The sequence below is a fragment of the Tenacibaculum caenipelagi genome, from assembly GCF_004363005.1.
In the GTDB taxonomy this organism is placed as follows: domain Bacteria; phylum Bacteroidota; class Bacteroidia; order Flavobacteriales; family Flavobacteriaceae; genus Polaribacter; species Polaribacter caenipelagi.
In genome coordinates this window covers 507833-519832 of sequence record NZ_SNYH01000002.1, presented here as the reverse complement: position 1 = coordinate 519832, position 12000 = coordinate 507833, and the positions used below count along the sequence as shown (strand labels likewise).

Annotated in this window: 10 protein-coding genes; 1 reads left to right on the top strand and 9 read right to left on the bottom strand. The window is 32.1% G+C overall.

Going from position 1 to position 12000, the window contains the following annotated elements:
• The first annotated feature begins 3 nt into the window (after positions 1 to 3).
• The gene (locus tag DFQ07_RS05850) at positions 4 to 789 is read left to right on the top strand and encodes an amidohydrolase (RefSeq protein ID WP_133535330.1); all 786 of its coding nucleotides are present in this window, start codon (positions 4 to 6) and stop codon (positions 787 to 789) included.
• A gap of 31 nt (positions 790 to 820) precedes the next feature.
• On the opposite strand, the gene DFQ07_RS05845 is transcribed toward DFQ07_RS05850, so the two are convergent.
• The 9 genes from DFQ07_RS05845 to hppD all read right to left on the bottom strand — a co-directional run bounded on the left by DFQ07_RS05845 (position 821) and on the right by hppD (position 11984).
• Positions 821 to 1801, bottom strand: a complete 981-nt coding sequence (locus DFQ07_RS05845) for an acyl-ACP desaturase (RefSeq protein WP_133535329.1) — start codon at positions 1799 to 1801, stop codon at positions 821 to 823.
• A gap of 40 nt (positions 1802 to 1841) precedes the next feature.
• The gene (locus tag DFQ07_RS05840) at positions 1842 to 2570 is read right to left on the bottom strand and encodes a lysophospholipid acyltransferase family protein (RefSeq protein ID WP_133535328.1); all 729 of its coding nucleotides are present in this window, start codon (positions 2568 to 2570) and stop codon (positions 1842 to 1844) included.
• Between the two features lie 63 nt (positions 2571 to 2633).
• Positions 2634 to 3056 (bottom strand): hypothetical protein, encoded by a 423-nt coding sequence (locus DFQ07_RS05835; protein ID WP_133535449.1) that lies wholly within the window; start codon positions 3054 to 3056, stop codon positions 2634 to 2636.
• A gap of 97 nt (positions 3057 to 3153) precedes the next feature.
• The gene (locus tag DFQ07_RS05830; protein WP_133535327.1) at positions 3154 to 5697 is read right to left on the bottom strand and encodes a TonB-dependent receptor; all 2544 of its coding nucleotides are present in this window, start codon (positions 5695 to 5697) and stop codon (positions 3154 to 3156) included.
• A gap of 205 nt (positions 5698 to 5902) precedes the next feature.
• Positions 5903 to 7474 carry a glucose-6-phosphate isomerase gene (pgi, locus tag DFQ07_RS05825; RefSeq protein WP_133535326.1) on the bottom strand — a complete coding sequence of 524 codons (1572 nt, stop codon included), beginning with the start codon at positions 7472 to 7474 and terminating at the stop codon, positions 5903 to 5905.
• A gap of 2 nt (positions 7475 to 7476) precedes the next feature.
• Positions 7477 to 8754 (bottom strand): peptidoglycan DD-metalloendopeptidase family protein, encoded by a 1278-nt coding sequence (locus DFQ07_RS05820; protein WP_133535325.1) that lies wholly within the window; start codon positions 8752 to 8754, stop codon positions 7477 to 7479.
• A 96-nt stretch (positions 8755 to 8850) separates the two neighbouring features.
• Positions 8851 to 9624: a DUF3108 domain-containing protein gene (locus DFQ07_RS05815; RefSeq protein WP_208107675.1), complete on the bottom strand. Its 774-nt coding sequence runs from the start codon at positions 9622 to 9624 to the stop codon at positions 8851 to 8853.
• Between the two features lie 101 nt (positions 9625 to 9725).
• Entirely contained in the window at positions 9726 to 10643 is a 918-nt protein-coding gene (locus tag DFQ07_RS05810; RefSeq protein WP_133535324.1) for a tryptophan 2,3-dioxygenase family protein, read from the bottom strand.
• Positions 10644 to 10823: 180 nt separating this feature from the next.
• The gene (gene hppD / locus DFQ07_RS05805) at positions 10824 to 11984 is read right to left on the bottom strand and encodes a 4-hydroxyphenylpyruvate dioxygenase (protein ID WP_133535323.1); all 1161 of its coding nucleotides are present in this window, start codon (positions 11982 to 11984) and stop codon (positions 10824 to 10826) included.
• Between the last annotated feature and the right edge of the window lie 16 nt (positions 11985 to 12000).

The following is a 12000-nucleotide window of genomic DNA, read 5'->3' as shown; positions in this document are numbered from 1 at the left end:
ATTATGAACACAACGAATACTTTAAAAGTAGCTTTGATTCAATCGGATTTAGTTTGGGAGAATCCAACAGAAAACAGAAAACGATTTGAAGAAAAAATCAATGGTTTGTTAGATGAAATTGATTTAGTCGTTTTACCTGAAATGTTTACTACAGGATTTACCATGAATGCCTCAGCTGTTGCTGAAACTATGGGAGGTGATACAGTACAATGGTTACAAAATTTAGCTCAAAGAAAATCTACAGCTATTACAGGAAGTATTGTTATTCGCGAAAATAATCATTTTTACAATCGCTTACTATTTGTGCACCCTTCTGGGAAAATAGACTCGTATAACAAAAAACACACCTTTACACTGGCAGGCGAACACGAAGTGTTTTCTGCAGGAACTGAAAGAATTATAGTTGATTACAAAGGATGGAAAATTTGTCCGCTAATATGTTATGATTTACGTTTTCCTGTATGGGCTAGAAATACCGAAAATTATGATTTATTGCTGTATGTAGCCAGTTGGCCTAAACCTCGTATTGAAGCATGGGATACTTTATTAAAAGCACGTGCTATTGAAAATATGACCTATACAATTGGTGTGAATAGAGTAGGTGTTGATGCTAACGAATATATGTACACAGGAAATACGGCATGTTATGATACCTTGGGGAATTGTTTGGTTAAAAACAACCAAGGAACTGAGGAAATACTGATTGTTGATTTAAATAAAGAAGCACAAATAAAAACACGTAACCGTTTTCGTTTTTTGGATGACCAAGACAAGTTTATATTACAATAAAAAAGCAACCTAATAGGTTGCTTTTTTATTCTTATGCAGGAATCATCCATTTAAAATTGAACTTTGTATCAGGTACTATGATACGTTCGGTTATTCTATACATTCTGTCTGGTAATTTCATTAAGAAATCACGTGCTTTTTCTGCTTCCGGAGTTAAATTAGTAATCTTATCTATTTCCCAAGTCATATTTAACTTTTTCAAGATATCTACATAATCAAAACCTGTATACACACCTACTCTTTGCGCTACTGTTGAAAAATCATCAAATAAGCTTCCTTTAGCACCAAAAGATTCTCTCAAATGCATTGCAGGCATTATTATTTTGTGTTTCATCATGTGTTGAAACGCCAACATCATTTCACTTGGGTCTATCTTAAAAATTTCTTTAACAAATTCAGTATAAGCCATGTGATGACGCATTTCATCTCCTGCAATAATTTTAGACATTTTAGCCAAGGCTTTATGCCCTTGCTTTTTGGCTATTTTAGCTACATTATTGTGTGAAACATACGTTGCTAACTCTTGAAAACTTGTGTATATAAAGTTTTTATACGGGTCGGTAGCGGTACCGATATCAAATCCATCGGCAATTAAATGCTGTGTAGATATTTCTACCTCACGCATATTTACTCTTCCCGAAAGGTATAAATACTTATTTAACACATCACCGTGACGGTTTTCCTCCGCGGTCCATGCACGAATCCATTTTGCCCAACCATTATCAGGTTGTTGGGTTACTCCATCTAAATCTAATAACCAAGATTCATAGGTTGGTAATGCTTCTTCAGTAATTGTATCTCCTACCAAAACTACCCAAAAATCATCATCAAGCTCTTTTGAAAGCTCTTGAATTTCTTTTACTTCATCAATAAAAGAATCTTGTTGTGAGTTTGGTAAAAAGTCGGTCGGTTGCCAAATTTTTTCTATTGGCATCAAGAATCTGTCTACAAAACTGTCAATGTTTTTTTCCAGCGTTTGCATTACTTCCTTTCTAATGTTTTGTATTGACATAATTTAATTTAAAGGTTATATTTATTGTTGTTTGTTTTGTTTAGTATATTGCTTCTTTTATAGTTGTTTCTACTTTGGCAATTAACTCATCAAACGGTAAGCTATCTACTTTTATTGGTTTGTGAGTTCTTATTTTTATCGGACTTCCAATTCCCAATGGGAATTTTCCGTATTTAAATACTTTCCATGAGTTGTTAATTGAAAGAGGGACTACAAAGGCTTCTGGGTTGTACTTAACAATCATTTTAAGCCCGTTTACAGAGAACGGTTTAGGTTTTCCAGTTCTACTTCTCGTTCCTTCAGGAAAAATCGCTGCAGACCATTTATTTTTATTAATACTTTTGGCGAATTTTCCTAATTCAGATAATGCTTGTTTAGCGTCTTTTCTATCGATTAGAGCAGCACCTCCGTGTTTTAGGTTAAAAGATATACTAGGAATTCCTTTTCCTAGTTCTTTCTTTGATACAAATTTTGGGTAGTGTCTTCTAAGATACCAAATAATTGGCGGAATATCAAATGTACTTTGATGATTTGCTACAAAAATTAGTGTGGTATTTTCTGGTAACTCTTGTTTGTTCTCAAATTGAACACGAATTCCTAGTATTAAAAGTGATTTTATCAGAAACCAATTCATGATGTTTACTACTTTTTGATGCCCTTCATGACCAAAAAGTTTTAGCCCTAACCATTGTAATGGATGGAAAATTAACAGTAAAGAAAAAAACACCAATCCAAAGATTGATGAGAGTATATAACTTAAAATTTTCATTATTAAACTTTTACTAGTTCGCAAAAATAGAAAATCCCGCGAAAGCGGGACTATAAATTTGTCTTAAAACCAATTACTCCAAGGAATTCTTGCTAATATTAGTACTAAAGCCAATCCATAAAAGATGGCAAAGGTCTTAAATTTAGCTTCACTTTTTACTTGTTTTTTATGTTTAGACCACCCTATAGTGATTAACGTAATAGCTATAATCATCATTAAGGGATGTTCAATAGCTAATAGTCGCGCCATAGGCTCACTCATTACTTCTCCACCATTTGTTTTTAAAGCTTTGTACCAAGGTGACATAAAATACCACCCTAAACCTATTAATAATTGAATATGAGCTGTAATTAAAGTAAACAGACCTAAACGGAACTCTTTATGGGTAAATTCTTTTTTTTGTGTTAAACCTATAATAGCTTTTACAACAGTAAAAATTAAAACAGCTAATACAATATAAGCCCAATAAGAGTGCAATGTTTTCATCATGATTTTTAAATTTTGTCTTTGTAAAAGTACTGAATTTTCTGCATAAAAAAACCACCTCAATTGAGGTGGTTTTTGAATATTTAATTTCTAAATATTAGAAGTTAATTCTCATAGATGCATTCCAAGTTCTTCCATAACCGAAACGTCCATTATTACTTGTGTTAATTCCTTTCCAATTTTCAGAAGGGTTAGAAGAAGCAGTTGTTGTACCATTAACTGATTCTAAATACATTTCATCGAATACGTTATCTACATTTACTCTAAACTCAATACCTTTGATATAAGTCTTTTCTTTTAATTGTGGTCTAAATGTAAATCCTACATCTGTTAAATTATATGTTGGTAACTTTAATGCTTTAGAAGTTAAAGAACCTATAGAATATAAATCTTTATAATAGTTCCAATTAGCATCTATAGAGAACTGAGACGAAAACTTATATGTGGCATTGGCCCCTGCTGTTGTTTGAGCAGCACCTCCAACATTGAATCCATCGATTTCAATTTCTGTAGCGGTTCCTATTTCATCTCCTTGATTGTTAAATGTTCTCTGAGTAGCATTTCCTTCTAATTTCCAATCTCCTACAGATACGAAAGCATCTAATTTTAAACCTTCAAAAGGACGAGTCATTAACTCTAACTCTACTCCTTTGTGCACTTGCTTTACCCCTTGAGTTTGATATGACTCATAAGCTGGTGTATCAAAATCTTCTCCATTATTTCTTAACACAGTACGATTCGCCCAAGTAGTATGATAACCGTTTAAATTAACAGACACTTTTTCACTACCGAATTGATATCCTAACTCTAAGCCTGTAATTTCTTGATTTTCTACTGCTGGATCAATTAACTCATTTGAATCTCTAGTATTTTCAAATAAATCATCGTGGAAAGGTTGACGAGAATAGAAACCAGCATTAGCAAATACTTTATGTTGTTCATTTATTTCATAAGCAGCCCCTGTCTTAAGGTTATACCCTAAGTTAGACACTTTCTTTGATTTTTCTGACTTTCCAATATTCTGAGTATATAAAAACTCTTCTCTTTGGTGATCCTGATTAGATAATGCCCCTTGGAAAAAAGCAGAAAGAGCATCTTTAGAATATTCAACTTGACCAAAAACTCCATAGTAAGTAATTACTTCTTCATAGTCATAATATGGTAAACGTTGTTTATGATCGTTATTTGGATTGAATAATAATGACCATGGGTTCACTCCACCAAACACCTTGTCAACTGTAAAAGAACCTGAGTATCCAGTAGTATTATCTATTGAATCTACAGTTATAAATTCATTTGCACTTCTAAAGTGAATTCCGTTATAGGTTCTAACATCAGCACCAACATTTAAGCTTAAGTTTTCGCTTAACTCGTTGTTATAATTTGTTACTAACCCAAACCAGTTATGGTTATTGTTAGACCCTCTAGCATATAAACCTCCATTTGAACTACTTAATGAAGCAAAAGCTCCTCTACCCATTGAACCATATAAAACGGTTGATAAAGAAGATTGATCATTAATAGTATAATCCCAAGTTAAATTTGCAACTGGCTTATGATAAATATTTCTTCCTCCAGGGTAAACTTTAGAATTACCTAAAGTATTTGGACTATCAACATTATCAGTATTCCAGCTATTATAACGAATTCCATTCTCTAAAAATTCTGAAATCCTTCCTCTCCCTGCAGCTGCATGCCACTGAGGTGCACCTGTTAACATAAAGTTAAATGTATGGTTTTCACTTGGCTGGTAACCAACAGATAAGAAATAAGTTTGACCTTGACCGTGAGTGTAATCTACATATCCATCACCTTGCCAGTGACCAAACATTGCTGAAAAAGACCATCCTTTTTCACTTAATCCAGTTGAATAATAAGCAGTCGATTTAGTATAACCGTTGTTACCAACTGTTTGCTTAACATAACCACCTCTTTTGTTATCAATTGTCTTAGTCACAATATTAACCGTACCTCCAACAGAAGAAATTGCTAATTTAGAAGAACCTAAACCACGTTGAACCTGAACAGCGTTAGCAACATCCATTACTCCTTGCCAGTTAGACCAATACATCTTACCATCTTCCATACCATTAATTGGTTGTCCGTTTAATAAGAAAGCTGTATTTGTTTGGTCAAAACCACGTAAATACATCTGACCTTCACCAAAAGCTCCCCCTTTGATGTTTTGTACAGAAGGAGTTGATTTTAAAACTTCAGGTAAATCCCAAGCACCTGACTTAGCTTGAATTTCAGAAGCTTTAATTGTAGACACCGCTACTGGTGTTTTTCTATCTTCAGCTAAATCGATTACACCTGATGCCGTTACAACGATTTCCTCTAACACATTAGAAGGTTCTAAAGCGATTGTTCCTAAATCAGCCGCTCCTGAATAAGGTACTTCTTTTTTGTTGTACCCAACAAAAGACACTACTACTACCCCTGATTCTGAGCTAGCGTTTAACATAAATTTACCATCAAAATCAGTAGCTGATCCGTTTGTAGTTCCTTTTACTACAACGTTAGCTCCTGGCAGTGGTTCCCCCATTTCGTCAACTACTTTACCAGTAAGTTTTGTTTGACCTAAAACTGTAGCTGTTACAAAGAACAAAGCTACGAGTAATACATTTTTAAATGTTTTCATTTTTTAATCTAATTGTTATTAAATGCAGGTGCAAATATCCTGCTTTTACACATTGCTAATATTAATTTAATGTTAAGTTTTAACAATAAATTAAGATAAAACAATTCAATAAAAAAATCGCAAAGAACTAAATATCAACTGGTTACATCTAAGAAAAATTATTAACAAAAAATACCATAACAAAAAAAGGTAGCTTTTAAAATATTTATAAGCAATAAACGTTTTTTTGCGCCAATTCTTTCCCTAATTCTACTCCGAATTGATCAAAAGAATAAATATTCCATATAACTCCTTGGGTAAAAATTTTATGTTCATATATAGCTATAAGCATCCCCAAAGAAAATGGAGTTAGTTTATCAAATAAAATTGAGTTACTTGGTTGATTCCCTTTAAACACTTTATAAGGTAAAAGTTTAGAAATCTTATTTGATTCATTGTTAATTTTTAAATCTAAGTGTGCATCTTCTTTTGTCTTTCCAAAAGCTAATGCTTCTTGTTGAGCAAAATAATTTGCAGTTAGTTTCTCGTGATGATCTTCTAAGTTATGTAAAGATTCTTTAAAACCAATAAAATCAACAGGTATTAATTTAGTTCCGTGGTGTAATAACTGCATAAAGGCATGTTGTGAATTTACCCCAGTGCCTCCCCAAACAATAGTCCCTGTTTGGTAATCAACTTCATCACCATCTCTATCCACATTTTTCCCATTACTTTCCATTGCAACTTGTTGTAAATAGGCAGGAAATTTTTCCAAATATTCACTATAAGGCAAAATCATTTCTGTTTCTGCTCCAAAAAAATTATTATACCACACACTTATCAAAGCTAATATTACTGGTATATTTTTATCAAAACTAGTATTTCTAAAATGGTTGTCTACTTTTTCTGCTCCTTTTAACAATTCTTTGAAGTTGTCAAAACCTATAGCTAAACAGATTGACAAACCTACAGTTGACCATAGTGAAAATCGACCTCCTACCCAATCCCACATTGGAAATATATTTTTCTTATCTATTCCAAAATTATCTACCGCATTAATATTGCATGACACGGCAATAAAATGTTTAGAAACATCAAAAACCGTTGCTGATTTTAAAAACCAATCTCGTATCGTATTAGCATTATTTATTGTTTCTTGAGTCGTAAAACTTTTTGAAACTACAATAAATAAAGTCGTTTCTGGACTTATTTTTTTTAGAATTTCGGAAATATGATCTCCGTCAATATTAGAAACAAAATGGGTGTTTAACTTATTTTTGTAAAACCGTAACGCTTCTACTACCATATTTGGACCCAAATCAGAACCACCAATTCCTATATTAACTATATCTGTAATTGGCTTCCCTGTATACCCTTTCCATTTTCCTGAAATCACTTTATTACTAAAAGCTTTCATTTTTCGTAAAGCGGATTGAATTTGTGGCTTTACATCCTTTCCATCAATAAAAATAGGGTTGTCTGAGCTACTTCTTAATGCAGTATGCAATACTGCTCTGTTTTCAGTTACGTTAATTTTATCTCCTGAAAAATATTTTTCAATCGCATCTTTTAACTCAACTTCTTCAGCTAAAGATAGTAACAGATTAATCGTTTCTTTAGTAATTCGATTTTTAGAATAATCGACAAACAATTCATCTAAAGAAAAAGATAACTCCTCTTCTCTATTCTTGTTTTCACGAAATAATTCTCTTAACTCGTAGTTCTTTGCTTCATTAAAGTGATTTGCTAACTTTTTCCAAGTAGCAGTTTGAGTTGGCTTTATATTTAGTAAAGGCATAATTAATTCGTAGCTAAAATTTCTTTTTCTTTAAATGAAAGTGGTTCAGGTTTTGGCAACTTAATACTGTCTAGCTGTTTTTTAAACGGTTTTATATACTCTAGGTATGTAGGTTTAATTTTAGGATCCAAAGGTTCTGCTGAAGGTAATTTTTCACGAAACGGATCTACTTGTCGTCCATATTTCCAAAAGCGATAACAAACGTGAGGACCACTAGTATTTCCTGTCATACCTACCCAACCAATTATATCTCCTTGTTTTACATAATCTCCAACTCTTACATTTCGTCTTTTCATGTGTAAATACTGGGTTGTATAAGTACTATTATGTTTTACTTTTACATAATTACCATTTCCTCCTCTTCTTGCTGACTCTACAACCGTGCCGCTTGCTGTGGTCATAATTGGCGTTCCATATGGTGCTGCAAAATCGGTTCCTCTATGAGCTTTTACTCTTCCGTATAAAGCTATTTTTCTTCTTAAATTATATCTTGAAGAAATTCTATACTGAAACTTTATAGGTGATTTTAAAAATGCTCTACGCAACATGTTTCCATCTTGATCGTAATACTCTGGAATTTTTTTAATAGAATCAGCAACAAACTTATAAGCATATAAATCCTCTCCTCCATGGGTAAAAATTGCTGCTTTTACCTCTCCATATCCAACAAATGTAGTATCATTTATAAATTTCTCTTCATAAATTAACTTAAAAGTATCTCCTTTTTGTAAACGATAAAAATCTAAAGTCCAAGCATAAATATCCGCAACAGTATTTGTAAGTGTTGGCTTTAGTTTTAAACTATCCATCGTAACAGATAAATTAGAATAAATTTTACCAGCTATTTCTTTTTCAACAACTTTTATTTTTTTTCTGTATTTGTATGCTGAAATGATTGAATCTTTGAAATCAATAATTGTTGCTTCTACTTTATTGTGTTTATAAATAAAAACTTGTGCTTGTTCTAACGAATCTTTAGATGCTAATATTGTATATGCTCTACCTGTCCTAACCCTTCTAACATCAAAAGTGTCTTTAATTTTTGTAGCTATTTCATTAATTTTGGGATACATTACATGATATCTATCCATAATAACCCCAAAACTTTCTCCATTTTTAATTGTATCGTTAATAACTGTATAATCATCTAAATTAAAACCATAAGCTATAACTGGCTTAGGTTTCTCTACTTTAACTGGTTCTTGTACAACGACTTTCTTTTCTTTTTTACAAGAAAAGAAAAGACACAAAATAATAAATGGAAGAATGATTTTTTTCAAAAAAAGCTACTTTAAATTTGAGTTTATGGGCAAAAGTACAAATAAATACTATTTTTCCTTTCACTTTAACAATTCTTAAACAGCTTATATGTTTATTTAATCAACTATTATTTCAAAAGGATTTGCCAATCCTTTATAAGCATCTAGCTCAGCCCGTAATGATCCTACTGCTAAAGAAGCTTTCATTTTTACAGGAATCTTGTTGTCGTCTGCTGAAATCCATATTGTTACGCTTTCATTCGCTTTGAATACTCTACCTGCCTGAACTAAGGGTCTAAATTTTAGTGTTTTTACTTTACCAAATTTGGTTTTTAACGTTTCATATCCTAAAAATCTTAATTTAAAAGGATAACTTTTATTATCGAAAAACATATCAAGCTTAATTTCCTCTCCTTTTTTAAGGTTTTTAATATCTTGACTTCTTAAAAAATAAAAAGTAGAAATCATATCTTGTGGTGATTTCACAGAAATAAGAGTATCTTTTTTCTTTCGAAAATCCTGAACATATGCCGTGTTCTCTTCATGATTAAAGGTTATACGACGGTTCTTTTTATGCCCTCCTTCATCTATTTTTCTTTTGAATACATAAGGCTTTACTTTATCAATTCCAAAATAACTCTCATATCTATCATCAACTTTAAAAAACCAACTGATTACCCCTGTTGTTTTTCCTTTTCCTACAGCATGCAATACTTTTTTATCATCTAGCTTTTTTTCTTTAAGCTCTAAAACAGCAGTTCCAGCTTTTAAAAAACCACTATAACTCATATCAAAACGCAACCATTCACCACTTTTGTAAGCTGTTTTACAACATTGAGCAAAAAAGTTTTGCGCGACTACTAAAAATATAAAAACCAATATTTTTCTCATAATATTCAAACTTATGAAAATTCATAGACAATTACCATTCCAAAAATTAAAAAAGCTGTTTAACAGAACATTAAACAGCTTTTATTTTATTGTTATTGTGGTTAAAAAGTTCCCCAATTTTTTAATTCTTCTTCACTCCATAAATATGGGAAGAAGATTCTTTTTTGATACTTTGGATGCAAATATTTACGCCAGTTACTTCCTCCTGTTGCTTCCAAATCTCCATCACTACCTCCGAGATATTTCCCAGCAGCATTATAATGAGCCATAACCCATTTTACATTTACTGTATAATCATAATGACGCATTGCTTTAATTAGTTCTTGATCTTCTTGAACTTCTTTTGGTAATTGTTTAAATTTTCTAGAAAGATTACAATCGTTATAATCTTCCATAAAATCTATAAAATCACCCATATATTTTTTCTCGAACAAGGTTAACAAAGTAGTTTTTTGACCTGTTGTATAATTTTTTCCTGCTGCTTGCCAGTATAAATGATCATAAGCATTCTTAAATGATGAATTTCTATCTATAGTTTCTCGATAACGAGCATCTATTAAATTGATAAGATCTGTAGAAGCAAATTCAATTTTACGGTATTGTGCACTTTGGAAACCACTAGCTGGAGTTAATGTATTGCGAAATTTTAAATATTGTTCTACATCCATCCCATCTCCCATCACTGTAAACGAGCTACATAGCATATCAAAATAACGACTGATACGCATTAAATGCTTTGAAAACTTTTCTGCAGAAATTTCTGATGATTTAGCTACTTGATCAATTTCCCACAGTACCATTTTAAACAACAACTCATTTACTTGATGATACATAATAAACACCATTTCATCAGGTAATGTCGTCCTAGGTATTTGTAATCCTAAAAGTGCATCGGTTTGTATATAATCCCAATAAGTTATAGGCTCACTCCAAAGCAGTCCTTCTAGCATTGCTTCAACAGGAACTCCTAATTTATCGTATTTTTCTTCTATTGCTTTTAATATTTCCTCTTTACTCATTTTGTATATTCTTTTTATAATTATTTTAAAATTTACCTTTAATGACAGTAAATTTTATGAGAAAGGAGATTTTATATGTAAATATCGATCCATCATCTGAAAACAAAAAAACCAAGAAACAAGACACATATACTGCTTGAATCTAGGTTTTTAATTCGCTTTATCTTATAACTAAAAATTTTATAAAGTTCCTCTTAATTGTTGCTCTCTTTCAATCGATTCAAACAACGCTTTAAAGTTCCCTGCTCCGAATCCTCGAGCTCCCATACGTTGAATAATTTCAAAAAATAAGGTTGGTCTATCTTCAACAGGTTTCGTAAAGATTTGTAATAAATACCCTTCCTCGTCTGCATCTACCAAAATAGATAGCTCTTGTAATTTTGAAATATCCTCTTTCATAATTTCCATATGCTCACCTAAGCGTTCAGGAATCATATCGTAATACGATTGAGGTGGAGGTGGTAAAAACTCAACTCCGTTCGCTTTTAATTGAGATACTGTTTTGATGATATCATCAGTAGCAACTGCAATGTGTTGTACTCCTTCACCTTCATAAAAATCTAAATACTCTTCAATTTGTGAACGTTTTGCAGCTTTAGCAGGCTCATTAATTGGGAATTTTATACGGCCATTTCCGTTACTCATAACTTTACTCATTAATGCCGAATATTCAGTATGGATTTGTTTATCGTCAAAAGATAAAAAGTTTACAAATCCCATTACGTCCTCGTACCATTTTACCCATTTATTCATTTGTCCCCAACCAACATTACCTACCATATGGTCGATATATTTTAATCCTGCTGAAGGCGGGTTATAATCTGATTTCCATTCTTGAAAACCTGGTAAAAATACTCCATTGTAATTCTTACGCTCTACAAACATATGAACCGTTTCTCCGTAGGTATATATCCCTGCACGAACAACTTCTCCTTGTTCATCTGTTTCAACAGTTGGCTCCATATATGATTTTGCTCCTCTTTTGGTGGTTTCTTCCCATGCAGAGCGAGCATCCTCAACCCAAAGAGCTACAACCTTTACACCATCACCATGTTTAACAATATGATCGTTAATCGGTGATTTACTGTTTAAAGGAGTAGTTAATACTAAACGTATTTTGTCTTGTTTTAACACATAACTTACTTCGTCTTTCGACCCTGTTTCTAATCCTTTATACGCATATGATTGGAAACCAAAAGCCGTTTTATAAAAGTGAGCCGCTTGTTTTGCATTACCCACATAAAACTCTACATAATCTGTTCCTAAAAGTGGTAAGAAGTCTTGTGCTCCTTCAAATATTTTTTCTAAACCGTAGTTTACTGATTTTATCTCTTTACTCATGATGTTGTTTGTTAAT

Excerpts from the sequence above, each read along its gene's own strand:
- hppD (WP_133535323.1), bottom strand. The coding sequence starts at position 11,984 with ATGAGTAAAGAGATAAAATCAGTAAACTACGGTTTAGAAAAAATATTT.
- DFQ07_RS05830 (WP_133535327.1), bottom strand. The coding sequence starts at position 5,697 with ATGAAAACATTTAAAAATGTATTACTCGTAGCTTTGTTCTTTGTAACA.
- DFQ07_RS05850 (WP_133535330.1), top strand. The coding sequence starts at position 4 with ATGAACACAACGAATACTTTAAAAGTAGCTTTGATTCAATCGGATTTA.
- DFQ07_RS05815 (WP_208107675.1), bottom strand. The coding sequence starts at position 9,624 with ATGAGAAAAATATTGGTTTTTATATTTTTAGTAGTCGCGCAAAACTTT.
- pgi (WP_133535326.1), bottom strand. The coding sequence starts at position 7,474 with ATGCCTTTACTAAATATAAAGCCAACTCAAACTGCTACTTGGAAAAAG.
- DFQ07_RS05810 (WP_133535324.1), bottom strand. The coding sequence starts at position 10,643 with ATGAGTAAAGAGGAAATATTAAAAGCAATAGAAGAAAAATACGATAAA.
- DFQ07_RS05845 (WP_133535329.1), bottom strand. The coding sequence starts at position 1,801 with ATGTCAATACAAAACATTAGAAAGGAAGTAATGCAAACGCTGGAAAAA.
- DFQ07_RS05835 (WP_133535449.1), bottom strand. The coding sequence starts at position 3,056 with ATGAAAACATTGCACTCTTATTGGGCTTATATTGTATTAGCTGTTTTA.
- DFQ07_RS05840 (WP_133535328.1), bottom strand. The coding sequence starts at position 2,570 with ATGAAAATTTTAAGTTATATACTCTCATCAATCTTTGGATTGGTGTTT.